The 23,466-nt window shown below is 64.5% G+C and carries 19 protein-coding genes; 6 read left to right on the top strand and 13 right to left on the bottom strand.

The genetic code is table 11. From position 1 onward, the window contains the following. Positions 1 to 64: 64 nt before the first annotated feature. Complete coding sequence (gene mscL / locus A3AC_RS0114225) at positions 65 to 511, top strand: large conductance mechanosensitive channel protein MscL (protein ID WP_025599604.1); 447 nt, start codon at positions 65 to 67, stop codon at positions 509 to 511. Between the two features lie 140 nt (positions 512 to 651). Here mscL and A3AC_RS0114230 read toward each other — a convergent pair whose 3' ends face one another. The 3 genes from A3AC_RS0114230 to A3AC_RS0114240 form a co-directional block, all read right to left on the bottom strand. Further along, positions 652 to 2,625 carry a hybrid sensor histidine kinase/response regulator gene (locus A3AC_RS0114230; RefSeq protein ID WP_025599605.1) on the bottom strand — a complete coding sequence of 658 codons (1,974 nt, stop codon included), beginning with the start codon at positions 2,623 to 2,625 and terminating at the stop codon, positions 652 to 654. 51 nt (positions 2,626 to 2,676) lie between these two features. Then, positions 2,677 to 3,162 carry a response regulator gene (locus tag A3AC_RS0114235; RefSeq protein ID WP_025599606.1) on the bottom strand — a complete coding sequence of 162 codons (486 nt, stop codon included), beginning with the start codon at positions 3,160 to 3,162 and terminating at the stop codon, positions 2,677 to 2,679. Positions 3,163 to 3,324: 162 nt separating this feature from the next. Beyond that, positions 3,325 to 4,935, bottom strand: a complete 1,611-nt coding sequence (locus A3AC_RS0114240) for a sensor histidine kinase (RefSeq protein WP_025599607.1) — start codon at positions 4,933 to 4,935, stop codon at positions 3,325 to 3,327. A 334-nt stretch (positions 4,936 to 5,269) separates the two neighbouring features. On the opposite strand from A3AC_RS0114240, the gene A3AC_RS0114245 reads away from it, so the two are divergent. Further along, positions 5,270 to 5,761, top strand: coding sequence for a hypothetical protein (locus A3AC_RS0114245; RefSeq protein WP_013588388.1), 492 nt, complete (start codon positions 5,270 to 5,272; stop codon positions 5,759 to 5,761). Between the two features lie 224 nt (positions 5,762 to 5,985). Here A3AC_RS0114245 and A3AC_RS0114255 read toward each other — a convergent pair whose 3' ends face one another. Then, complete coding sequence (locus A3AC_RS0114255; RefSeq protein ID WP_025599610.1) at positions 5,986 to 8,529, bottom strand: AsmA family protein; 2,544 nt, start codon at positions 8,527 to 8,529, stop codon at positions 5,986 to 5,988. Between the two features lie 189 nt (positions 8,530 to 8,718). On the opposite strand from A3AC_RS0114255, the gene A3AC_RS0114260 reads away from it, so the two are divergent. After that, the gene (locus A3AC_RS0114260; RefSeq protein ID WP_025599611.1) at positions 8,719 to 9,429 is read left to right on the top strand and encodes an ABC transporter ATP-binding protein; all 711 of its coding nucleotides are present in this window, start codon (positions 8,719 to 8,721) and stop codon (positions 9,427 to 9,429) included. Continuing rightward, positions 9,426 to 10,232, top strand: a complete 807-nt coding sequence (locus A3AC_RS0114265; RefSeq protein WP_025599613.1) for an ABC transporter permease — start codon at positions 9,426 to 9,428, stop codon at positions 10,230 to 10,232. The genes A3AC_RS0114260 and A3AC_RS0114265 overlap by 4 nt, the downstream gene beginning before the upstream one ends. 31 nt (positions 10,233 to 10,263) lie before the next feature. On the opposite strand, the gene A3AC_RS0114270 is transcribed toward A3AC_RS0114265, so the two are convergent. Both A3AC_RS0114270 and A3AC_RS0114275 read right to left on the bottom strand, forming a co-directional pair. Continuing rightward, positions 10,264 to 10,827 carry a DUF6013 family protein gene (locus A3AC_RS0114270; RefSeq protein WP_025599615.1) on the bottom strand — a complete coding sequence of 188 codons (564 nt, stop codon included), beginning with the start codon at positions 10,825 to 10,827 and terminating at the stop codon, positions 10,264 to 10,266. Between the two features lie 200 nt (positions 10,828 to 11,027). After that, positions 11,028 to 12,044 carry a zinc-binding alcohol dehydrogenase family protein gene (locus tag A3AC_RS0114275; RefSeq protein WP_025599616.1) on the bottom strand — a complete coding sequence of 339 codons (1,017 nt, stop codon included), beginning with the start codon at positions 12,042 to 12,044 and terminating at the stop codon, positions 11,028 to 11,030. Positions 12,045 to 12,197: 153 nt separating this feature from the next. On the opposite strand from A3AC_RS0114275, the gene A3AC_RS0114280 reads away from it, so the two are divergent. After that, positions 12,198 to 13,160: a LysR family transcriptional regulator gene (locus A3AC_RS0114280; RefSeq protein ID WP_025599618.1), complete on the top strand. Its 963-nt coding sequence runs from the start codon at positions 12,198 to 12,200 to the stop codon at positions 13,158 to 13,160. A gap of 148 nt (positions 13,161 to 13,308) precedes the next feature. On the opposite strand, the gene A3AC_RS0114285 is transcribed toward A3AC_RS0114280, so the two are convergent. The 4 genes from A3AC_RS0114285 to A3AC_RS0114300 form a co-directional block, all read right to left on the bottom strand. After that, positions 13,309 to 13,611 (bottom strand): hypothetical protein, encoded by a 303-nt coding sequence (locus A3AC_RS0114285; protein ID WP_025599619.1) that lies wholly within the window; start codon positions 13,609 to 13,611, stop codon positions 13,309 to 13,311. Between the two features lie 62 nt (positions 13,612 to 13,673). Next, the gene (ligD, locus tag A3AC_RS0114290; protein ID WP_025599620.1) at positions 13,674 to 16,592 is read right to left on the bottom strand and encodes a DNA ligase D; all 2,919 of its coding nucleotides are present in this window, start codon (positions 16,590 to 16,592) and stop codon (positions 13,674 to 13,676) included. A 142-nt stretch (positions 16,593 to 16,734) separates the two neighbouring features. Beyond that, complete coding sequence (gene ku / locus A3AC_RS0114295; protein WP_025599622.1) at positions 16,735 to 17,763, bottom strand: non-homologous end joining protein Ku; 1,029 nt, start codon at positions 17,761 to 17,763, stop codon at positions 16,735 to 16,737. Between the two features lie 173 nt (positions 17,764 to 17,936). Then, entirely contained in the window at positions 17,937 to 19,169 is a 1,233-nt protein-coding gene (locus A3AC_RS0114300; RefSeq protein WP_025599623.1) for a cytochrome P450, read from the bottom strand. 159 nt (positions 19,170 to 19,328) lie between these two features. On the opposite strand from A3AC_RS0114300, the gene serB reads away from it, so the two are divergent. Then, entirely contained in the window at positions 19,329 to 20,174 is an 846-nt protein-coding gene (gene serB / locus A3AC_RS29230) for a phosphoserine phosphatase SerB (RefSeq protein WP_035475176.1), read from the top strand. Between the two features lie 54 nt (positions 20,175 to 20,228). On the opposite strand, the gene A3AC_RS0114320 is transcribed toward serB, so the two are convergent. From A3AC_RS0114320 to bktB, 3 genes are all read right to left on the bottom strand, one after another. After that, entirely contained in the window at positions 20,229 to 21,413 is a 1,185-nt protein-coding gene (locus A3AC_RS0114320; protein WP_025599628.1) for a cystathionine beta-lyase, read from the bottom strand. Between the two features lie 128 nt (positions 21,414 to 21,541). Continuing rightward, the gene (locus A3AC_RS0114325; RefSeq protein ID WP_025599629.1) at positions 21,542 to 22,174 is read right to left on the bottom strand and encodes a hypothetical protein; all 633 of its coding nucleotides are present in this window, start codon (positions 22,172 to 22,174) and stop codon (positions 21,542 to 21,544) included. 47 nt (positions 22,175 to 22,221) lie between these two features. Then, entirely contained in the window at positions 22,222 to 23,406 is a 1,185-nt protein-coding gene (gene bktB, locus A3AC_RS0114330) for a beta-ketothiolase BktB (protein ID WP_025599630.1), read from the bottom strand. Positions 23,407 to 23,466: the final 60 nt, after the last annotated feature.

The raw sequence follows: 23,466 nt of genomic DNA on the forward strand, positions 1-23,466 counted from the left end.
GAGGGGCTGGCCTATCCGTCTCAGATTGGTATGATTAAGTCATCGATATTCGGGAGGAAACCCTATGAGCATGGTCAAGGAATTCAAGGAATTTGCCCTCAAGGGCAACGTGATGGATCTCGCGGTCGGTGTAATTATCGGCGGCGCCTTCTCCACCATAGTCAATTCAGTTGTGAAAGACCTGATCATGCCGGTTGTCGGCGTTGCCTCGGGCGGCCTCGATTTCTCGAACAAGTTCATTCGCCTCGGCGCGATTCCACCGAGCTTCAAAGGCAGTCCCGAATCGTATAAGGACCTGCAGACAGCGGGCGTCGCAGTATTCGGTTATGGCTCGTTCATTACAGTGCTGATCAACTTCATCATTCTCGCGTTCATCATTTTCCTGATGGTGAAGTTCATCAACAATCTGCGCAAGCCGGCCGACGCCGCGCCGTCCGAACCGCCGCCGCCGCCCGAAGACGTGCTGCTGTTGCGCGAAATCCGCGACTCGCTGAAGAACTCGCCGCGCTAAGCGGCCCGGGCGGAAGCCGGCCATCGCGCACTGGCCCGCGATAAACCGGGGCCGGCAAAAAGGCCTGTTGCGACGCGGTCGCAACAGGCCTTTCTCTTTCCCTTTCACGCCCCCGCATGCATGCCGGCAGACGCCGCGTGCTACGCTTTTTTCTGCGCCTTCACAGTGATCGCGTTCTCGATCATCGTTTCGAGTTGCGCGAAGTTCACCGGCTTCGTCAAATGCGATGTGAAGCCGGCAGCGAGACAACGGCGCACGTCTTCGTCGGTACCGAAACCGGTCAGCGCAACGGCCGGCGCATTCGAACGCTCGCGATACGCCTTGATGAAATCGAGGCCAGTGCCGTCCGGCAAGCCGACGTCGCTGATCACCAGATCGAAAGTCTGCAACTGCGTGGCCGCAAGCGCGTCGTCCACGCGGCCCACCGTCGTCACATCATGGCCGAGCGTGCGAATGAGTTGCGCCATGACCTCGGCGGTATCAACGTGATCTTCGATCAGCAAAATGTTAAGTACACCGGCCGGATGCACCGCGTCCGGCAACACGACTTGCGAGGTCCGTGCGGGCGCAGCCGCCGTGGGCAGCGTGATCGTGAACGTCGCGCCACAATGAGCGCCCGGGCTTTGCGCGGTGACGGTGCCGCCGTGCACGTCCGTGAGCGCCTTGGTGATCGCAAGCCCCAGCCCCAGCCCGCCGAACTGCCGTGTCATTTTCTGGTCGCCCTGCTCGAACGCGTTGAACAACTTGCCGATCTGGTCCGGCTCGATGCCGATGCCCGTGTCTTCCACCAGGATCTGCACATGCATGCGTTCGTCACGCGTGCGCACGTAGATATGTCCGCCGTCAGGCGTGAACTTCGCGGCGTTGCGAATCAGATTCCACAGCATCTGTTGCAGGCGCGCGCGGTCGGCGAGCACGTAGTGGTGCGTTGCATCCTTGTGCACATGCACGTCCTGCTGCTTGACCTGAATCTCGCTGCGAAAGAGTTCGAGCACGCTGTCGATCACCTCGTGCACGTCGACCGTTTCCAGCGACAGGCGCAGCTTTCCGTTGGCCACGCGCGTGAGGTCGAGCAGATCGTCGATCAGACGCGCCTCGAGTTCGACGTTGCGGCGAATCATCCGCACGCTCGCGCGCGCCTGATCCGGCAGATCGGGGATCATCTCAAGCACGCTGGCGCCGGCCAGCACCGGCGTGAGCGGCGTGCGCAATTCGTGCGACAGCATGGCGAGAAAGCGGTCTTTCGCGCGATTCGCTTCTTCGGCGATCTGCCGCGCCGCCTGTTCGGAAGCGAGCAGCCGTTCGCGCTCCTGCATCGCCTCGCGCTCGGAATGAATATCCGTGCAACTGCCGAACCATTTGCTGATGTTGCCTTCGTTGTCGCGTGTGGCGACCATGCGCGCGTCGAACCAGCGGTATTCGCCGTCATGACGGCGAATCCGCAGTTCGTGCCGATACGTGCCCGCATAACCGGCCACCGCTTTCAGCCAGCTGCGGCGCACTTCCTCGCGATCGTCCGGATGCACGGCGTCCAGCCACGCAAGACCATGCGAGCTGTTTTCGGCGAGGCCCGTGTAGTCGTACCACTGCTTCGACAGGAAATCGCAGTCGCCCGCGGCATTGCAGGTCAGCACGAGATGCGGCAGCGCTTCAGACAGGTTGCGGTAATGCTGCTCGCGGTCGCGCAAGAGCAGTGCTTCATCCGACGCGCGCTGCAGACGCACTTGCGATAGCACACGCTCCACGGCTTCCGGCAGGTAATCGAGGTAATCGCCCGATTTCGGCACCACGTCGGACACGCCCGCGCGCAGCGCTTCGATCACGCGCGATTCGTCCGTAAAACCGGTCACGAGGATGGCCGGAATGCGCACGCCTTCCGCGCGCAACCGGCGAAAGAAGTCGAGGCCGGTTTCCGGCCCGCTCAACTGGTAATCGAGCACAAGCAGATCGAGGCCACCCGCGGCGAGCCGTTCGCGCGCCGCCTCCACGCTCGCGCACACCGCGACCCGGCAGCCGGCGCGTTCGAGCGACTTGCGTGCGAGCCGCAAGATACCCTCGTCGTCATCGACGACGAGAATGGAGGCGGCAGGCGGCGGAGACACGTCTTCGGTCATGCGCGATCTTCGTCTGTTAGGTCTATAGCGTATGCGAACAATTCGTGCGCGTCATGATGGCGGCGGAAAGCGATGCCCCGACGGCAGCTTGACCACCTGCAGGAAGAACCCCAGCCGACGCACGGCTTCTATGAATGCATCGTACTCGACCGGCTTCGTAATGTAGACATTGCAGCCGAGTTCGTAGCAGCGCGCGATTTCGCGGGGATCGTCCGTCGTGGTCAGCACGATCACCGGCACCGGCGCGGTTTGCGGCGACTCCTTCAGGCGCCGCAACACCTCGAAGCCGTCCACGCGCGGCATCTTCAGATCGAGCAGCACGACGGAATTCCTCAGATCTTGCGGCTGCGGATGCGCACTGGCCGCGCTCTCGCCCTCCGTGCCCGAGCCGAAGAAATAATCCAGAGCCTGCTGACCATCGCGAAAGCGCACGAAACCATTCGAAATACCGGCACGGCGCAGATTCCGTTCGACGAGCGTGGCATGGCCGTCGTCGTCTTCGATCAGGACGATGCTGACCGTTTCCCCGTGACTCATATGCCCTCCGTTCTCCGGCGTCGTGCTCAGTTTGTGCCCAATTGTGCCCAGTTTGTGCCCGGCTCGTGTCCAGTTGCTGCCCCGTTCGTGGCGGTGCCGCGTCCAGGCTCGTGCCGCGCGAATCGCGAGGCGCTGCGGCTTTTTCCCTTAGCCCGGCATAAGTCAGAGGCGCGCGGGCTGTTCCGGCAACACTACGAAAAAGGTGGATCCCGCGCCTTCCGCGGACTCCACCCATACGCGCCCGCCATGCCGCTCCACCGTGCGCCGCACCACCGCGAGACCCACCCCGTCGCCGTTCGCCACGTCCACATGCAGACGCTGGAACGCGCGGAACACCTTCGACATATACGCGGCCGGAATGCCGAGGCCGTTGTCGCGCACATAGTACGTGCGCATGCGCACCGCGCGCGGGCCGCTCGCCTCGACGGGCTCGGGCTCGAGCGCGCCGATTTCTATGCGCCCGCTGCGCGCCGGGTCGAGGTAACTCAACGCATTGCCAATCAGGTTGCTGAAGATCTGTTCGAGTGCGGCCGGGTCGCCCCATGCGGGCGGCAAATCACGCACCGTGACGGCCGCGCCGCGCTCCTCAATGACGCTTTGCAAATTCTCGACGATGCGCACCACCACGCGCGCGACGCTAACCCGTTGCCACTGATATTCGAGCCGGCCCGCACGCGAAATGCGCAGCAGCGCCTCGATGATCGCCGCCGCCTGTGTGACCGCACCCCGCAAGTATTGCAGGGATTCGCGCACGTCGCCGTCGAGAATATGCGCCATCCGTTTATGTTCCGCCGCCGGCAGGCGCGCCTCGACGACGATGTGGTCCAACTCGTCGCACGAAACCTGCAACTCCTTCGAGAATCCTTGCAGGTTCACGAGCGGCGAGCGCAAATCATGCGATACGCTGTAGATAAACATTTCATTGTCTTGCGTCTCCTGGCGCAGTTCCTCATTGACGCCGGCGAGTTCCTGCGCCCGCGCTTCGAGACGTTGCTTGAGCGACGCCTGTTCGGCTTCCGCCTCGCGCAGGCGCGCGCCTGTCTGATGCAGCACGGCGTCGAGCGCAGCGATTTCGTCCGTGCCGGACAGACGAGCCGCAAGCGGCCGCCCCTTGCCGAGGCGCTCCGCGTTATCGGTCAACACCTCGAAACGCCGGCCGATGCTGCGTGCAAAAACGATCGCGGTGCCCGCCCAGATCAGCATGGACCCGATCACTGCCGCGATCAATGCATATTGCTGACGCTCGCGGCGCCGCCCAAGCGCCGCCGAGCGCTCTCCATCCAGGCGCGAAGCCTCTTCGCCGAAAGCCGCAAGCTCGTCGCGAAACGCGACAATGGGCTGCGGCACCGCACCACTCTCCAATGCGGCCAGCGAGCCCCCGCTCCGACCTTCATGCAACGCCTCTGAAACGATAGCGGTCTGCGCGCGATAGGCGTCGATTGCGCGTCTCATCTTCTGGACGCGCTGCACTTGCTGCGGCGTATCCGCGACGAGCGCGTCGAGCTTCGACAAACGGTCGCTCACGTCGATCCACACCGTGTGCCGCTCGAGTAAGGACGCGTCGCCGATCACCATGCCGGTTCGCACGCGGGCGGCCTGACGCAGCAGTGGATCGGCAAGCGCCGACGACTGATAAAGAATCTGCTTGCTATTGGTAACCCATTGCGCGGCCTGCGCTGTCTGCTCCTGCGTATCGAAGACGACGCCCAAAAGCGCCAGTTCGACGAGGCTAGGCACTGCGATCAGCAGCAGACCCTTGGTGACTAGTTTCATGTTCGCCCGAAGGTCGTTCAAGCCGCGGCGACTCGCGGGAACCCGCCAGCCGGACGGGCCATTATCGACGTGAATCGGCAAGATTTCAACGTGAGAGGAGAATGCGCCTGCCCACATAAAAATGACTTTTTTATTGGTGCAAGATGTTTTTTCGGCGCGTCGTGCGTCTATGATGGAGTCAGATGTGCTGGAATGCTAAGGCGCGCGGCGAGGCGGTTCGGCATGATTCGTGCGGGAGGCGGTGAAGCGGCGGGATCGTCGAATCATCGTGAATCCGGCCTTGTCGTATGCTATAAAAGATCGACGTGCGGCGCGCGAAGCCGGGAGTTGTCGCATGAGGACGCTGCGTTTCTTGCAATTCTTTTTCAGGCGAATTTTTATGTCCTTCCCGAAAAAGCGTAGACGCGCGAAGGTGGACGGCGATGAGTCGTTCCTCGCGGTACTGCGGCATTTCAAGCCCTTCGGTCAACTCGACACCAAGATCGCGCGTGCTCGCGCGCAAGACGAGCCGGTCCTTTATGCGCACGTGTTGCCCGGACTCGACGTGCTTCTGTGCAGCGTGCGCGGTGCGCATCCGCCCTATCCGGCTGCGGCGGAATTGCGGCGGCGCTGCATCGAATCCATTACCAATGCATTGGAACAACCGCTCGACGGTCTCGAGAACGGCGGTTACTGGTATGAAGCCGACGGCTTCGGGTTCCTGGTATTTGCAAGCCGCGCTCGCGGCAAGATCCTGGCCGAGTTCGGCGCGACACGCGTAGGCGCGCGTCGCGGAGTTCGGCGGCAGGATGCGGCAGGCGACGCAACGCCGCGTTCTTTGCGGTAGGCCCTGGGTTCCATCGCGCGGCGTTCCTATCGCGCCGCAGTCACATCGCGCAGAGTTCTCATCGTGCCGAGGTCACATCGCGTGGCGGCACGATCGATTGCGCCTTCAGCTCACATGCTTTCGACGCTGGCGTCAGGTCGAAGGCACACTGATCAGCCACAGAAAGACAAAAGAAAGGCCGCCGCCAAACATCCAGTTCAACGAATCTGCGCAGAGGAAGTGCATCAGCTTCCCTTGTATTCGGCTGCGCTCGCCGGCGATGCAGGCGCTGCCTTGCGCCCGGCAGGTGAAGGTGCAGATGCAGATGCGGGCGGCGAAGCCGCTGATCCCGCGGCCCCACCACCCGACGAACGCTTGTTGACCGGTGCGCCCTCGAGCGAAATGGCGGGCTTGGGCGGCTGCTTCATACCTGGCGGCGGGGCCTTCGGCGCCTGACGCACTTGCGACAGCAGTTGCGCGCACGGCAACGGCTTGTTGTTGCTCGGCGCGAGCAAGGGCAGCAGCGCCGCAAACGGATTGATAAGCCCGAGGCCCACTGCCGCGCCGCCTCGCAACGCGAGCGCGCCGGCGTTCACGCCGACATGCGGATTCTTGAACGTGCCCTTCGCATACAGCGGCGAGCGCAGCGAAAACACGCGGAAGCCTTTCGTGTGCGGATGCACGCCGAGGTCCATCGTTTCGTCGCGCATGTTGACGGTGCCGTCTATGTCGATCACCGCGTCGTCGGTATCGAGTGCGAACACGCGCGAGTCGAGCACGCCGTTGGTCGCGACAAAGTCGGCGGCCGCGCAGTTGATCTTCACGTCGCGATTGCCGAACAGCTTTTCATAGACGACGTTCGCCACGTTCAGACCAGCGGCTTCCATCAACAGACGGCTCACGGTACCTTCAGTGACGAGCGCCTTCACCTCGCCGTTCGAGGTCGCGGCGAGCGCAGCCGGCGAATTGCCCGTCGCCGTGAGCGCGGCGTCGCCGTTGATTTCGCCGAGCGCATTCTGCATCGTCTTGAAGTTCGGGAACAGCTGCTTCAGCTTGAGATGCCGCGCGGCAGACGCAAAGCGCGCCTTGAGCGGCGTGCCGCTGCCGTCCAGATGAATATCGGAGGCGAGCGTGCCGCCGGCCACGCCGAACTTCAGCGGTTCGAGCGACAGCACGCCGTTGGTCATCACAATGTGCGTGTAAAGATCGGTGATCGGCAGATCGGCGTTCTTGATGATGCGCCGGCCGGTGAACTTCACGTCGGCGTCGATCGCCTTCCAGCGTTCGGTGCGGAATTCTTCGACCGGTAATGCCTTGTTCGAAGGCTGCATCGTCGCATCGCCGCGCTTGGCCTTGCTCGCGTTCGAGTCGGCGCCGATCACAGGCGCAAGGTCGGAGAACTGCAGCAGACGCGACTCGAGTTCGCCTTGCAGCAGCGGACGCGGTTGGCGCGCGGTGTAGATGAGCGAACCATTCAGGTCGCTGCCGCCCACGCGGCCTGTAAAGTTTTCATACTTGAACACGTTGCCGGTGGTCTTGAACTGACCGACGAGACGTCCTTCCGTGGCGTAAGGTGGCGTGTCGGGCAGGGTCACGCCCGTCAGCGAATAGAGCTTCGCCATGCTGCTGCCCTGCACCCACAGGCGCAGGTCGACGGCGGCGAGATGCGCCGGGTCGGTGATCGTGCCCACAAGGGCCACGTGCAGATCGCCGGCTTTCACGTCCGCTTGCACGGGAAACGGCCGGTTCGCGTCCTGTAGCGCGAGCACGCCGCCCACTTTGCCGCTGCCTGTAACCGGCGTCTTGTTGTAGGTGCCTTTGACGGTCCAGCCGATCGCGTAAGGCGGAATGTCGCGCGCGTTACCGCGGGCCGCGGTGGTGCCTGCTCCGCTCGCTTCGCTTGCCCCGCTTGTCACACTGGCACCCGGCGCTCCCGTAGCCGATGCAACCGCCGCACCGCTCGCGCCGTTCGAGCCACCGGCGACGAGCCCGCCCGAAGCGCCCGTGGCCGCCGTCGTGCCGGACGCATGAATATCCGTCGACGAAGCTCCAGAGGCCGCGGCCGCAGCAGCAGCCGAGGCCGCCGACGCCGCCTGCGCATCCGCCTGCGCGCCCAACTTCCTCGCGCCTTCCTTGCCCACCGCCTCGGCCGATGCCTTGCGCGACGCCTGTTCCTGCTGCTTCATCGCCTCGCCGATCGGAATCGGCTGGCCGAGCGTATCGATCACCATCTGCGCGTCGACTTTCTTCTGCTCGTCGGAGAGCGCAATGTTGCCCTTCGCGAACACAATGTCATGCAACTGCAGTTTCCACTGCGACGGCGTCTTGGACTTCGGCAGCTCGAACGTCCAGTTGTTGCGGCCATCCATCGTACGTTCGAGATCGACGGAAGGATTCACGAGATTGATCGCCGGAATCACGATGTCGTGCGCGAGGAGCGGCAGCACCTTCACCTGGAAGTCGATTTCGTCGAGGGTCGCGAACTGCGGGCGCTTCGCCCAGTCGGGGTTGGCAATGGTAATGTTCGCCGCCGAGAAGCGCGGCCACGGCACCCAGCTTTTCCAGCCGGTTTCGCCGACCGGATGCCGGAAGCCGACCCTCAGGTCGCCGTTGATCGTGAATTGCCGGCCGATGGCCTGTGTGACCTTGTCGTTGACATAGGGGCGGGCGCGGTTCCAGTCGAAGGTCAGAATGAAAACCGTAAGCGCAACCACCAGAATGACGATGATCGCCAGTATCCATGCGACGATTTTGCCGATCCGTCTTCCGATTGTGCTCGACCCTGCCATCAAACGCTCCCGGATTCTTCTTGGTTGTGGGTCGTTCAGCAGATATTGTGCCCGGTGATGGAGCGCCTTCGATCTTGCGCCGTGATGCTGGAGTACTGCGGCCTTCATCGCGCTAACGCCGCCGGTGCCCTGCCGGTGCCCTTATCATGCTGCATCGCTCACCATGCATTGCGCGCACTCATTCTTTCCATGACCGACATTCCGCTTGTTCTCGCCGACGGTATCGTCCGGCGCGACGCCTTGCGTGGCCAGACGCTGTTGCAGCCCACGCGCTTCGCGCTCGGTGCGGGCGAGCGCGTCGCCATCACGGGCCCGTCCGGTTCCGGCAAGAGCGTGTTCCTGCGCGCGCTCGCGCTGCTCGATCCGCTCGACGCCGGATCCATCCTGTGGCATGGCGCGCCCGTCTCCCGCGCCGCGATTCCGGCTTACCGGCGCAACGTCGCGTATATCCGGCAACGGCCCGCGCTGCTCGACGGCACCGTGGAAGACAACCTGCGTTACCCGTTCGAGTTGCGCGCCTATCGCGACGTGCGCTTCGACCGCGACCTCGCGGCGAGTCTCGTCGCGCAGGCGGGCCGCGGCGGCGGCTTCCTCGACAAACGCGCGAGCGAACTGTCGGGCGGCGAAGCGCAAATCACTGCGCTGATCCGCGTGCTGCAACTCGCCCCGCAAGTGCTGTTGCTCGACGAACCCACCGCTTCGCTCGATCCCGAGTCGTCGCGCGCGATAGAGGGTCTTGTGCGCGCCTGGTTCGACGCCGCGCGCGGCGCTCGCGCGTCGATCTGGGTGTCGCACGATCCCGCGCAAGCCGCCCGCATGAGCGAGCGGCATCTGACCATGCGCGCCGGCACGCTCGACGAATCCGCCCTCGTCCCCACCCACAAGGAGCCCAGCAGATGACATTGCAAAACCTGAGCCTCTGGGACGTCGCGATCGCCGCGCTGCTGATCGTCGTGAACGGCGCGGTGTCGGTCGCGCTAAAGCTCGATCTCGAACGCAAGCTCGCGTGGGCCGCCGTGCGCACCGTCGTGCAGTTGCTCGCCATCGGCTATGTGCTCGGCTGGGTGTTCCGCTACGATCACTGGTTCGTCGTGCTGCCGTTGATGATCGTGATGACGCTGATCGCCGGCTTCGCTGGCGCGCAGCGCGGCAGCCGCACTTACAGAGGGCAACGCGCGGACAGTGTGCTGTCGATCTGGGTCAGTTCATGGCTCGTGGCCGCGGTCGGGCTCTTCGTCGTGATCCGCATTCGCCCGTGGTACGAGCCGCAGTATGCGATTCCGATACTCGGCATGATCCTCGGCAATACGCTGACGGGCGTCTCGCTCGGCATTGAACGCATGACCGAGGAACTGACTGCGCGGCGCGACCGCGTCGAGATGGCGCTCGCGCTCGGCGCGACCCGCTGGGAGGCGGCGCAGGCGCCCGCGCGTCAGGCGGTGCGCGCAGGCATGATGCCGACGCTCAACCAGATGGCGGTGGTCGGCGTGGTGAGCCTGCCGGGCATGATGACCGGCCAGGTGCTGGCCGGTCAGTCGCCGCTGCAGGCGGTGCGCTATCAGATCGTGATCATGTTCCTGATTGCGGCTTCATCGGCACTCGGAACGGTGGGCGCCGTGCTGCTCACTTACCGGCGCCTCTTTTCGGCGGAGCATCGCTTTCTGTCGACGCGGCTTGTCGAACGCACCGCCGCGCGGCGTTAAAGCTCCCGTCAGCCGCTCACCGTGTAGCCCGTCACCGTTTCGCGCTGATCGCGACCGTCGTGCCGTCGCCGAGCGTCAACGTTTTCGTGCTGCCGTTCACCGGCATCGTGAAACGCAGCACCTGGCTCACGCTGACATCGTTCGGACACTTGAGCGATTTTCCATTGGCCGTGACGGTCTTCATGCCGTCCGGCTTGTGCGCCTGGAAGCTCAGTTGCACGGTTGCCGTGCCGTCTTCACCGACTACCGGCGCCAAGCGTATCTGCGTCTGGCGGATCATTGCGCCGTTGGAGTCGAGCGGCAGCGACGCGTAGTTCGGGCACGCATCGGTGGCGGGAACGGCGCCGCCGGGCGGCACGGTTTTCCACGTGAAGTCGTCGGACTGGCCCGAGCGGATCGTGCGCGTTTCCTGCGAATTGCCGAACTGTTTCGACGTGACGCGCACCGTGTAGCGGATCGGACCGTCGAGCGCGGATTGCGACGTCACCGTGATCGGCGTGGCCGCGTGAGCGGCCGGCACGAGCATGCCGCAAGACAGCGCGCAAGCGAGAGAAGCGACAACTGGAACGGCGGAGAGTTTGAAGCTTGAGCTCATACTGTCACCTCGTTGTTGTGCCGCTGCATGCCCGCATGAGCCGCCCTCCGCGCAGCTTCATGAGCCGAGCCTGCGGGAGCCGGCAGCGGACGCGAGACACGCAACCGCTTTGGCATGATGCGCCACCAGTCTACCGCCAAGCGATGCCGTGCGCGCCTGCGCGGCATCGGGTGTTACCCCGCTTGCGCTGCAGCCTTTTATCAGAAGCCGCTCAACACCAGCTTGCCGATCGCGCGCCCTTCCTCGAGCAGGCGATGCGCGCGGCGCAAGTTCGCGGCATTGATCGCGCCGAGGTTTTGCCCGACCGTCGTGCGCAAGATGCCGCCGTCGACGAGCCGCGCCACCTCGGTCAGCAGCTTGTGCTGTTCGATCATGTCGGGCGTGCCGAACATCGAACGCGTGAACATGAACTCCCAGTGAAACGCGGCGCTCTTCGCCTTCAGCAATTCGACCGGCACCGGCTTGCTATTCTCGACGATCGTGCAAATGCCGCCTTGCGGTCTGACGAGCTCGGCCGCGGCCGGGAAATTCCTGTCCGTGTCGTTGAAAATCAGTACGTAGTCCACCTGGCCGATGCCGAGCTTCTTCAGTTGCGCCGGCATGTCGCCGAAGTGATCGACGATATGATCCGCGCCCAGCCCGGTCGCCCATTTCGCCGACTCGGGGCGCGACGCAGTGGCAATCACCTTGAGCTTCGCGAGCTGTTTGGCCAGTTGAATGCCGATCGAGCCGACCCCGCCCGCGCCGCCCACAATCAGCACCGTGCGGCCTTCGTGCGCGCCTTGCGGCGACACGCCGAGGCGGTCGAACAACGCTTCCCACGCGGTGATCGCGGTCAACGGCAAGGCGGCCGCGTGCGTGAAATCGAGCGACGCGGGCTTGCGGCCGGCAATCCGCTCATCGACAAGATGGAACTCGCTGTTCGCGCCCGGCCGCGTGATGCTGCCCGCATAGAAGACCGGATCGCCGACCTTGAAGAGCGTCACCTCGGGGCCGACCGCGACCACGGTGCCGGCGGCGTCCCAACCCAGCACGCGCGGCTCTTTTTCCACGGTGTCTTTCGGCGCGCGCACCTTGGTGTCGACCGGATTCACGGAGATGGCTTCGACCTTCACCAGCAGATCGCGGCCTGTGGCTTCCGGCTTGGGAATGTCGACGTCAATGAGGGCTTCTTCGTGGTCGATAGGCAGATAGCGGTACAGGCCGACAGCTTTCATTTGTGATGCTCCCTGGTTTGTTCAGATTGAGTGCAGGTCGAGTTCGGGGATCGGCGACATCAACGGACGCGCCCCGTTGACGTGATCCTAAGCTGCCCCTTATTGCGACAAAAGCGGCATAATCGCTGAAACATCTTTTTGATTTTCCGAAGAATGGACCTTGCCGCCCACAACGCGCGCGATGTGCGCCCCGCCGCCGGCGAGCGCGAGCGCCTCGATCTCCTCGACGTCGCCCTGTTCGTGCGGGCCGCGCTGCTCGCCAACGTGTCGGCGGCGGGACGGGAGTTCGGCTTGTCGGCGGCGGTCGCGAGTTCGCGCATCGCGCAACTGGAGAAGCTGCTCGGCGCGCGCCTGCTCCATCGGACCACCCGCCGCATCAGTCTCACGCAGGACGGCGAAGTGTTCATGACGCGCGCCGAAGCGCTGCTCGACGCGGCTGCCGCCGCACGCGCGTCGGTGGGCCGGGGGCAAGCGGAGCCGCAAGGCCGCTTGCGCGTGTCGATGCCGTCGTCGTTCGGACGGCAGCACGTGTCGCCTGTCATCAGCGAATTCTTGCGGCGTTATCCCGGCGTGAGCGTGGATCTGCGGCTCACCGATCAGATCGTCGATCTCGTCGATGCCGGTATCGACGTGGCGATCCGTGTCGGCGCGCTGAAGGATTCGTCGCTGGTCGCGCGGCGGCTTGCGGTCAACCGGCGCGTGTTGTGCGCGGCGCCTTCATATCTCGCGGAGCGCGGCACGCCGCATCATCCGTCGGACCTCGCGCAACACGAATGCATGATTCTGTCGGAGCAGCGCAACTGGGCCTTCGAAACGCCGGCCGGCCCGCTCGACGTGCGCGTGAGCGGGCGCCTCGTCACCGACAACGGCGAAGTGATCCGCGATGCGCTGCTGGCAGGCTTCGGCATAGCGCTCAAATCGACCTGGGACGTCGCGCCGTTTCTGCGCAGCGGCGAACTGGTCAGCGTGCTCGAAAACTATCCGCTGGCGGAGAAGGTGGCGATCTGGGCCGTGTATCCGAGCCGCGCGTTCGTGCCGCCGAAAACGCTCGCCTTCATTGATTTTCTCGCCGGGCATTTCGGCGACCCGCCCTATTGGGACGCCGAGCCAGCCTGAGGCAGGCGCAAAGCCGGCGCAACGTGCTGTGCCGGCGGCCCGAGTTCCGGATTTCGATGCGTCGGCGGCTGCGGGCCACTGAGTTCCAGATTCCGGCGCGTCGACCGCCACCGGCCAAACAGGTAAAGAGCCAAACGTGAGGCGTGAATCAGCGTTTGCCGCTCGCGGTGCCGGACGATTTGCCATCCGAATTGATGTCGGCGTGCGCGTCGTTCTGGGTCTTTTCCTGGTATTCGCCGCCGCCGCGGCGGTCGGTGTCCTTCAGTCCGCGTTCCACGTCGCTATGCGCCTGTTTGCCGACGCGCCGTGGATCTTCGTCGTCCTGCGACGCCATGCTCTGGTCGTTCTCGTGCGGCAGCGGCGCGGCGGTTTCCTGCAACGACTGCGGGTCTTTCGGCGCATGCGGATCGGCTGTCTTGTCGCCGTCCGACGATTGCGGTGTGCTCTTCATAGTCATTGCGTGCTCCTGTTTTCCTTGATGTCATCCAGCCGATGCCATGCCGCCATGCGCGGCTACGCGCCGCTCAGGCGCTTCCTCATGGCGGCGGTAATGCGCTGACGCGTCTTCGGATAGTCGGCCCACGGATCGCTCTTCAATTCAGCCAGGCGCTCGTGCAGATTTCTGATGTTCCACTGATCGCCGCCCGTGGTCTGCGCGACCTCGTCCCAGGCAAGCGGAACAGAAACGCCGAGCCCCGGCCGCGCCCGCACCGAAAACGCGGCGACCGTGCTCGAGCCGCGGTTATTGCGCAGATAGTCGACGAATATTTTCTGCTTGCGATTCTGCGCGCCCATCTTCGCGCTGAAGTATTTTGGCAGCGTGCTCGCCATGTGCTGCGCGACGGCTTGCGAGAACTCCTTCACTTCGTCCCAGCCCGCGTGCTTCGCGAGCGGCACGACGACGTGCAGCCCCTTGCCGCCGCTCGTCTTGCAGAACGACGTGAGGCCGAGTTCTTCGAGCAGCGTGCGTGTCAGCAGCGCCGCCTCGATCATTCGGTCCCAGCCGAGCGACGGGTCCGGGTCCAGATCGAACACGACGCGGTCGGGCTTTTCGATGTTCGACGCCACGCCGTTCCACGTGTGAAATTCGATGGTGCCCATTTGCGCCGCGCCGACCAGCGCCTTCGCGCTATCCACGGTGATGAGCGGAGGATGCCCCGGGTCGAGCCCGGGATGCTGCGTAATGTTGGGGATCGAGAGTTTCTGCGTGTGCTTCTGGAAGAACAGCTCGCCGCCGATATCCTCTGGCGCGCGCACGAGCGACACGGGCCGGTCGACGAGATGCGGCAGCATCCATTGCGCGACTGATTCGTAGTACTGCACGAGATCGATCTTGCGCGCGCCGGTGCTCTTGTCGATCACGCGGTCTGGATGTGAGATGCGGACCCCGGCGACTTCCGCGGGTGAAGATGATTTTTTGGGCCGCGATGCGGGGAGTTGGGTGGCGGCTTTGCTAGCGGCTTTAGCTTCGGCGGTCTGTTTCGTCGAGTCGCTGGATTTCGCCGCTGCTTTCGCCGAACTTTTGGCTGCGGTTCTGGCCGGTCTTTTCGCGCTCGCGGTTTCCTTCGCAGTCTCTTTCCCGCCGCTCTTCTTGTCCGCGGCCGCCGCCTGCGCGTCACTTACGCCGTCAGCCGCCTCGCCGCGCGCCGCACGCTTTTTCGGCGCCGTGCCGGCCTCGATATCGGTTTCCTGTTGCACGTCGTCCCCTTTTCGTGGTGCTTCCTTGACGATCTGGCGCGCCGGCTTGTCCTTACGCAGGCTCACAAACGACGCCTGGCGCACAATGCCGTCGCTCGTCCATTCGGCGAAATTGCATTCCGCGACGAGCACCGGCTCCACCCAATGCACCGGCGTGCGGCTGCGCTCACGCGGTGCGCTCGCGAACGGCATGCGCTTTGTCTCGTGCGCGTCGAGTTCCTTCTTCACCGAGCGCAGCAACGCGGCGTCGAATCCTGTACCGACGCGGCCGGCATATTGCAATTTGCCCTTGCTGTCATGCACGCCCAAAAGCAGCGCGCCGAACGCCGCGCGGCTGCCCGACGGTTCCGAATAGCCGCCTATCACGAACTCCTGGCGCCGGCGGCATTTCAGTTTGATCCACGTGGCCGAGCGGCCTGACACATAGCCGCTGTCGCGCCGCTTGCCGATGATGCCTTCGAGCGCCATGTCGCATGCGCTTTTCAGCAGGTCGTCGGCACTGAATTCGAAGTCGTTCGAAAAGCGCAGCACGCTGTCGTCGACCGGTTCGAGGAGCGCCCGCAGAATCGCGCGGCGCTGCTGCAGCGGCACGCTGCGCAAGTCGTAGCCGTTAAGAAACGGCACGTCGAACAGATACACGACAATGTCCTGCGGACGGTTCGAGTCGAACGCGTTCTGCAGCGCCTGGAAGCTCGGCACGCCGTTCTCGTCGAGCACCACGGCTTCGCCGTCGAGCCACGCGCTGTCGAGGCCCAATTGCCCGAACGCCTTCACCTGCCTGCTGAATTTCGCGGTCCAGTCGTTGCCCGCGCGCGTGAACACCTGCACGCCGTGGCCTTTCGCGCTGGCGTCGATGCGGGCCAGCACGCGATAGCCGTCGAACTTGATTTCGTATGTCCAGTCGTCGCCGCGCGGCGTGGCGTCGACGAGCGTCGCCAGTTGCGGCTTGAGCGCGGCGGGCAAGCGGGCCTTCACCGCACCTTCTATGGCGGGCGATGCGGCCAGTTCGCGCAGCGACTCGTTGCTGCGCGTCGCCACAATGTCCGGACGCTTCGGGTCGCCGCGCACCGAAGCGGTTTTGCCCGTGCCGGTGGCGGCACGTTTGCCGCCCCTGGTCCTGGCCGTGGCCGTAGGTGCGGACGCGCCGCCCAGCACGCTACCGGGCCGTTCCGCGAGGATGTCGTATTCGCTTTCGTCGCGCGCCTCGTCGTCGCGTTCCTTGATCAGGAGCCACTGCTCCTTGTCCGCGTCGCCGCGCATATGGCTGCGCACGAGTGTCCAGCCGCCGTGCAGCTTTTCGCCATGCAGATGAAACTTGAGCTTGCCGGCCCGATAGGCGCGCGCTGCCTCGGCCGGACCACCGACTGGCTCCCAGGTGCCGCGGTCCCACACGATCACCGTGCCCGCTCCGTAATTGCCGGGCGGAATCTCGCCTTCAAAGCTGCCGTATTCGACCGGATGATCTTCGACGTGCACCGCAAGACGCTTCACCGAGGGATCGAGACACGGCCCTTTCGGCACCGCCCACGACAACAGCGCGCCGTTCAGTTCGAGCCGGAAGTCGTAATGCAGACGCCGCGCGTGGTGCTCCTGGATTACGTACGACAGGCCCTCGTCCGCTTCGCGCCGCGTCGCGCCGCGGCCGCCGCGCTTCTTCGCCGTGCGGTTGCCCGCGGGCTCCGGCGTTTCGTCGAAACGCCGCTTGCGGTTGTAGAGGTCGAGTCTGTCGTTCATGACGCGGGTTCCATCGGGTTCGGGTTGGCGATGGGTTGCTGCGCTTTATTGCGGCGCTTTCTCTGGCGGTCGGGCGTGTCCCTGGTTGCGTCCGTGCGTGGGTCCGCGCGCTGCTGAGTCCATATTCGCGTGCGCCGCTTCATCATGCCGCCGCGCGGCGTTTGCGTGCTGCCGTCGTCGACTTGGCCGTGGCGCGGCCACCGCTGCTGCCGCTGCTGCCGCTGCTGCCACCGCTGCGCGACGTGCGCGTCGAGCGCGCGGCTCGCGGCTTTTTGCGCGATGCCGTCGAACCGCCGTCGTCTTCGGCATCGGCACTCTCGTCGGCCGCTTCGTCCTCCGTGGCGCGCTTGCGCGAGCCCGCCGCGGGCTTGTTCTTGCCGCGTCCCAGGCTGCGTTTGAGCAGTTCCGAGAGATCGAGAATGTCGGCGGATTGACGCGCTTCGCGCGGCGCCTCGATATCCGTGATTTCCTCGGTCTTGCCTTCGCGGACCTTGCGCTCGACGAGCGCCATGATGTCGTCGCGGAACGTGTCGTGATACTTCGACGGGTCCCACGTATCGCTCATGTCGTCGATCAGCTTCTGCGCCATGTCCAGCTCGCGCGCGCTGACGCCCGCGGCCTTGGCGCCTTCGGCAGGCAGCTTGAATTCGTCGAAGTCGCGCACCTCGTCTGCCCAGCGCAGTGTGTTCAGCGCAAGCACCGGCCCCACAGGAATCAGCGCGGCGAGATGCTGCTTGTTATGCAGGACCACACTTGCCACGCCGACCTTGCCCGACGATTTCATCGCCTCGCGCAGCAGCGCATAGACTTTTTCGCCCTTGCGGTCGGGCGTCAGGAAGTACGGCGTGTCGAGATAGAGAAACGAGATGTCGGGTGCGTCGACGAACGCGAGGATGTCCACGGTCTGCGTCGATTCGGGATTCGCCGCGCGGATTTCCTCGTCGGTCAGGACCACGTACTTGTCCTTCTCGTATTCGAAGCCGCGCACGATGTTATCGCGCGTCACATCCTTGCCGGTGCGCTTGTTGATCTGCTTGTAGCCGACCGGGTCGATGGTGCGCTTGTCGAGCAGATTGAAGCCGACCTTCTCCGACTTTGTCGCTGGATATAACTGCACCGGTACGTGGACAAGGCCGAAGCTGATTGCGCCTTTCCAGATCATATGTGCCATCGTGCGCTCCCCAAGGCCTAAGACCCATGACGAAGCAGCAAGCGTGCCACGGCTTTTGAGCAGCGTGCGGCGCGGGCCGGTTGTGAGCGGCGCGCACCGCGCTGTAAGTCTTGCATGATGGCGGCAAAAACTACGGAGTCCGGCGCATTGCCGCCTCGGCTTCTATGGGCACATCATCGGCACAGCAGCGGCACCTGCGCGAAGCCGCGAAAACGCACGCGCCCGCCGCGCGTCGGCTCGCCATCGAGCCGATACGAAGGAAAGCGCTGCACGAAACGGCCGATGGCAATCCGCGCCTCCAGCCGAGCGAGCGAAACACCCGCGCATTGATGAATGCCGAAGCCGAAAGCAAGATGCCGGTTGGGCTCGCGGCGAATATCGAAACGGTCCGGCTCAGGGAACTGCTCGGGATCGCGATTGGCCGCGCCAATGCACAGCGTGACCGGCGTGCCGCGCGCAACCGGCAGGCCGCCAATTTCAGTGTCGGCAGTCGTCATGCGGTTGCCGAGCTGGTTCGAACTCTCAAAACGCAGGCATTCCTCCACAGCCGATTCGATCAGCCCAGGCTCCGCGAGCAAGGCCGCGCGCTGATCCGGCCATTCGGTCAGCGTGACGAGTCCGTTGCCTATCAGGTTGGTGGTGGTTTCATGCCCTGCGTTGAGAATGAAAATGCAGTTCTGCAGCAGTTCTTCTTCCGACAATTGTTCGCCGCCGGCCTCGCCCTGAATCAGGCGCGTCAGGACATCGTGCTGCGGGTCGCCTGGCTCGCGCCGGCGCCGCGCAACCAGATCGTGCAGATAGTCGACGAACTCACTGACGGCGCGGTTGCCGCGCCTGAACTGCGCGTCCGTGAGCGACGGTTCAAGCGCGCCGAGAATCGCGAGGGACCAGTCGCGCAGCGGTGCGCGCTCGGCATGCGGCACATCGAGCAGATTGCCGATGATCTCCACCGGAATCGCCGACGCGAAGTCGCTGATCAGATCGATGCGTTTGCGTTCGGCCGCGGCGTCCAGCAAGCCGTCGACGAGCCGCACGAGGCCCGGCTCCATTGCCGCAATCGCGCGCGCAGTGAGCGCTCCGGCGATCAGCTTGCGCACGCGCGTATGGCGCGGTGGGTCGTTGAATACGAGGCTCGTGGTGTGATGTGTATAGAGCGGCGAGTCGCCGTACTTGGGCCGGAATTCAACGGTCTTGTCGGAACTGAAGGTCTTCGGGTCGCGGTACACGGCCTGCACGTCGCGAAAGCGTGTGAGGAACAGCGAGCCGTCCGGCATGCGCTTGACCGGCTCGTGAGCACGCAGCGCGTGGTAGACCGGATACGGGTTCGCGTAGAACTCGGGGCTCAGATGGCGCAGATCGAAGTCGCGCGCGAGAACGGCTGGGTCGCCGGCGGTCGCCGTGGGCATGCGTTGTCTCCATGTTCGATTTGTCAGTATGAACCGGGCACGCCCGGATTGCATTGGCGCGAGCCGTTACAATAGCGGGATTTTCCGCGCGCGCTCGCGCGCCGCGCCCGCGCTTTCATGCGTCAGTCCTGCCTCACTTCCTGCGTCAATGCGTCGTTCATGAACCTCGTCATCCAAAGCCCTACGCCTCTTTCCGCCGATCACCACAAGACGCTTATCGCGCTCGCGCGCGGCTCGCGCGCCACAGCCGTCGACGCAACCGCGATTCGCATTGCCGACGCCGATGCCGCGCAGCGTCCGGACCTCGACGTGTACTGCGGCACGCATCGGCTGGATTACGCGTTTGTCGAAGTCGGCCGCAAGCTGCGCGACTTCGGCCTCGTCGCGATGGACATGGATTCGACGCTGATCACGATCGAATGTATCGACGAAATCGCCGACTTCTGCGGCCTGAAAGCCGAAGTGGCCGCGATCACCGAGGCTGCGATGCGCGGCGAGATCAAGGACTTCAACGAAAGCCTGACGCGCCGGGTCGCGCTGCTGAAAGGCCTTGACGCGAGCGCGCTCGAACGCGTGTATGAGGAGCGACTGCAACTGTCGCCGGGCGCCGAGCGGATGCTGGCGGGCGCGAGGCAAGCCGGGCTGAAAACGTTGCTGGTATCCGGCGGCTTCAATTTCTTCACTGAGAAATTGAAGCACCGGCTCGGCCTCGACTTCACGCGTGCGAATACGCTAGAAATCGTCGACGGCAAGCTGACCGGCAAAGTGCTCGGCGAGATCGTCAATGCGGATGTCAAAGCCCGCATGCTGCGCGAGACCTGCGCGCAACTGGGTATCGACCCGTCCCGCGCGATTGCAATGGGCGACGGCTCCAACGATCTGAAGATGATGGCGGAAGCCGGACTTTCGGTCGCGTTCCGTGCGAAGCCGGTCGTGCGCGAAGCGGCCAGCGTTGCGTTTAACTACGTGGGACTGGATGGCTTGCTGCGCCTTTTCGAGGTGTAATGCACGACGCCGTTGGACATAAGCGGAGAACGGCGTCGCAGAGTTATCTGCGGTTCACGCGAGCGCCGCGAGACACTGCTCTATGTCCGCGCGCAGATCGGCTTCTTCTTCCAGACCGATATAGAACCGCACCAGCGTGCCGCGATGCGGCCAGTTCGCTTCGGTCCGCATCGAAGCGATGTCGTACGGCATGACGAGGCTATGCGCGCCGCCCCAGCTCCAGCCGATAGCGAAGAGCTCGAGCGATTCGCAGAAGCGGTCGATCTGCGCCGCGCTGTAGCGCGCGTCAAACACCACGGAAAACAGTCCGCCCGCCCCCGTGAAGTCGCGCTTGAAAAACTCGTGGCCGGGACAGTCGGCAATGGCGGGATGCAACACGGCGGCAATCTCCGGCCGCGCTTTTAGCCACTGAGCAAGTGCGAGCGCCGAGCGGTCGTGCTGCTGGAAGCGCACCTGCATTGTCGGCAGGCTGCGCAGAATCAGCGAACAGTCATCCGACGAAACGCCGATGCCCATACGCATGCGAGCCGCCTTCAGCTTCAGATGCAGTTCGCGGTCGACGGTAATCGTGGCGCCCATCAGCACGTCGCCTCCGCCCGACTGATACTTCGTCAACGCCTGCACCGAGATATCGACGCCGTGGTCAAACGGCCGGAAAGCGAGGCCCGCGGACCACGTGTTGTCGATTGCGGTCACCACGTTGCGCGCGCGGGCGGCGGCCGTGATCGCGGGCACGTCGGACACTTCCATCGTGACCGAGCCGGGCGCCTCCAGCCAGATGAGCCGCGTGTTCGGCTGGATGAGCTCGGCAATGCCCGCGCCGATCATCGGATCGTAGTAGCGCGCCGTCACGCCGAAGTCGCGCGCCAGCCAGTCGCCGTGATCGCGATTCGGCGAATAAACGTTGTCGGGAATCAGCACATCATCGCCCGATTTGACTAGCCCGAAGTACACATTCGAGATCGACGACAGCCCCGACGGCTGCAATAGCGCGTGATTGCCGCCCTCGATCGCGGCAAGGCGCTGCGCGAGCGCCAGCGAGGTCGGCGTGGCATGCAGGCCGTAGCGCCACTGCGCGTCGTTTTTCCAGTCGAGCGCGCGCATGGTCGCGAGGTCCGGAAACACCACCGTCGAGGCGCGCGTGACCGGCATCGAGAAAGACTCGAAGCCCGGCGTGAGTTTGTCCTCCGCGTGCACGATGCGCGTTTGCAAAGCCCGTTTGAGTTTGGATTGGGTCATGTTGAAGTCGATGAAGAAAGACCATGCGAGGCGCGGACCACGCCGCGCCGTTCACGCAAGAGTAGACGAGTCGGCGGATCTTCGCCTCGCCGCGCGCCAAAGCCGCGCTGTTTGCGGCGCGGGTGGGATCACTCGCCGGTTTGCAGGTTGCTGACGCCGCCGACCGGCTGACCGCCGCCCGTTGCGCGAGCGGGTTGAACCGGCGATGCTGGCGCGGCGGGAGAAGCGCCAGCCTTCGCGGACTTCGCTGCCGCAGCCGGCGCTACCTGTCCAGCGACGAGCGGGTTGAGATCGAACGGCTGCGGGTCGGAATCGTCGACATTCATGCGCTCGCCGGTGAGCGAGCCGTCGGCAGCGAATTTGCCGACCCAGTTGCCGGTGATGTGCGTGCCGTCGTTCGACTCCTCGACTTCGAGCGTGTCGCCGTCACGGTCGCCCGCGATCAGGATCACTTCGCCGGTATCCGCGAACTGATATTCGCCGTGCACGCCCGCCGCGTCGTCCGTCTTGGGGCCGAGGCGCAACACGATCTGGCGCGAACCGAGCGTGCCGCTGTAGCGTGGAAACTTCGCGAATTCGGGGCTCGGCTTGAGCGGCAACTGAATCGGCGGGGGTGCGGCGAGTTCCTTGACAGCGTCGCTTTGCGCGCGAGCCGCACCTGGGAACAACGCCACCGCGCCCGCGCAGAGCAATGCCGCAACGCTCGCCACCGTCACGCCGCGCCGGCGCGCCGCAGCTACCACCGATTTCAGTTCCTGCATCCGTTCTTCCTCATTGCTTGTACAACTTGCCGCGCCTTTCGCGCGCTTCAGATCCGTTCGAAGACCGCCGCGATGCCCTGCCCGCCGCCGATGCACATCGTGACGAGCGCATAGCGCCCGCCGATGCGCTGCAGTTCATACAGCGCCTTCACGGTAATCAGCGCGCCCGTTGCGCCGATAGGGTGGCCGAGCGAAATGCCCGAGCCGTTCGGGTTGACTTTGACCGGATCGAAGCCGAGTTCCTTGCTGACCGCGCACGCTTGCGCGGCAAACGCTTCGTTGGCCTCGATCACGTCGAGATCGGCGACCGTCAGTCCGGCGCGTTCGAGCGCCTTGCGGCTCGCCGGCACCGGACCGATGCCCATATACGCCGGATCCACGCCAGCGTGCGCGTACGACACGAGGCGCGCGAGCGGCTTGATTCCGCGCTGCTCGGCCACGCCGCGCTCCATCAGCACGACGGCCGCCGCCGCGTCGTTGATGCCCGATGCATTGCCGGCCGTCACCGTGCCGTTTTCCTTCGCGAACACCGGCTTGAGCTTCGAGAAATCTTCGGCCGATGCGTTCAGCCGCGCATGCTCGTCCGTGTCGAATACGACGTCGCCTTTTTTCGACGCAATCGTTATCGGCAGGATCTGTTCCTTGAAGTAGCCGTTCGTGATGGCGTGAGCCGCGCGGCGATGCGATTCGAGCGCGAGCGCGTCCTGCGCTTCGCGCGAGATCTCGTACTTGCGCGCGACGTTTTCCGCCGTGACGCCCATATGGATCGACTGGAACGGATCGTTCAGCGCGCCGACCATCATGTCGACGAGGCGCGCGTCGCCCATACGCTGGCCGAAGCGCGCGGCGGGCATCGAGTAAGGCGCGCGGCTCATGTTTTCCGCGCCGCCGCCGATGGCGATGTCCGCGTCGCCGAGCAGAACGCTCTGCGCGGCCGACACGATGGCCTGCAAGCCCGAGCCGCACAGCCGGTTCACAGTCAGCGCGGGCGTGTGCTGCGCAACGCCGCCGTTGATCGCGGCCACGCGCGCAAGGTACATGTCCTTCGGCTCGGTATGCACGACGTTGCCGAACACCACGTGGCCAACTTCGTCGCCGGACACATTGGCGCGGGCCAGCGCCTCGCGCACCACACGCGCACCGAGCTCGGTCGGCGCAATATCCTTCAGACTTCCGCCGAAACCGCCGATTGCCGTACGCACACCGCTCACCACCACTACGTCCCGTTGCATCGCTCGCTCCTTTTTCTGTCTGTCCAGATGGTTTGCTTGCGGCGTGACCGCTATCGCCAA

The sequence above is a fragment of the Burkholderia sp. WSM2230 genome (assembly GCF_000472445.1).
Classification (GTDB): domain Bacteria; phylum Pseudomonadota; class Gammaproteobacteria; order Burkholderiales; family Burkholderiaceae; genus Paraburkholderia.

Bases quoted from the DNA above. Each gene is read 5' to 3' on its own strand.
- A3AC_RS0114320 (WP_025599628.1), bottom strand. From the start codon at position 21,413: ATGACCCAATCCAAACTCAAACGGGCTTTGCAAACGCGCATCGTGCAC.
- A3AC_RS0114235 (WP_025599606.1), bottom strand. From the start codon at position 3,162: ATGAGTCACGGGGAAACGGTCAGCATCGTCCTGATCGAAGACGACGAC.
- A3AC_RS0114300 (WP_025599623.1), bottom strand. From the start codon at position 19,169: ATGCCCACGGCGACCGCCGGCGACCCAGCCGTTCTCGCGCGCGACTTC.
- A3AC_RS0114275 (WP_025599616.1), bottom strand. From the start codon at position 12,044: ATGAAAGCTGTCGGCCTGTACCGCTATCTGCCTATCGACCACGAAGAA.
- A3AC_RS0114240 (WP_025599607.1), bottom strand. From the start codon at position 4,935: ATGAAACTAGTCACCAAGGGTCTGCTGCTGATCGCAGTGCCTAGCCTC.
- A3AC_RS0114230 (WP_025599605.1), bottom strand. From the start codon at position 2,625: ATGACCGAAGACGTGTCTCCGCCGCCTGCCGCCTCCATTCTCGTCGTC.
- A3AC_RS0114280 (WP_025599618.1), top strand. From the start codon at position 12,198: ATGGACCTTGCCGCCCACAACGCGCGCGATGTGCGCCCCGCCGCCGGC.
- A3AC_RS0114270 (WP_025599615.1), bottom strand. From the start codon at position 10,827: ATGAGCTCAAGCTTCAAACTCTCCGCCGTTCCAGTTGTCGCTTCTCTC.
- bktB (WP_025599630.1), bottom strand. From the start codon at position 23,406: ATGCAACGGGACGTAGTGGTGGTGAGCGGTGTGCGTACGGCAATCGGC.
- serB (WP_035475176.1), top strand. From the start codon at position 19,329: ATGAACCTCGTCATCCAAAGCCCTACGCCTCTTTCCGCCGATCACCAC.
- A3AC_RS0114255 (WP_025599610.1), bottom strand. From the start codon at position 8,529: ATGGCAGGGTCGAGCACAATCGGAAGACGGATCGGCAAAATCGTCGCA.
- ku (WP_025599622.1), bottom strand. From the start codon at position 17,763: ATGGCACATATGATCTGGAAAGGCGCAATCAGCTTCGGCCTTGTCCAC.
- A3AC_RS0114265 (WP_025599613.1), top strand. From the start codon at position 9,426: ATGACATTGCAAAACCTGAGCCTCTGGGACGTCGCGATCGCCGCGCTG.
- A3AC_RS0114325 (WP_025599629.1), bottom strand. From the start codon at position 22,174: ATGCAGGAACTGAAATCGGTGGTAGCTGCGGCGCGCCGGCGCGGCGTG.
- mscL (WP_025599604.1), top strand. From the start codon at position 65: ATGAGCATGGTCAAGGAATTCAAGGAATTTGCCCTCAAGGGCAACGTG.
- A3AC_RS0114285 (WP_025599619.1), bottom strand. From the start codon at position 13,611: ATGAAGAGCACACCGCAATCGTCGGACGGCGACAAGACAGCCGATCCG.
- A3AC_RS0114245 (WP_013588388.1), top strand. From the start codon at position 5,270: ATGAGGACGCTGCGTTTCTTGCAATTCTTTTTCAGGCGAATTTTTATG.
- A3AC_RS0114260 (WP_025599611.1), top strand. From the start codon at position 8,719: ATGACCGACATTCCGCTTGTTCTCGCCGACGGTATCGTCCGGCGCGAC.
- ligD (WP_025599620.1), bottom strand. From the start codon at position 16,592: ATGAACGACAGACTCGACCTCTACAACCGCAAGCGGCGTTTCGACGAA.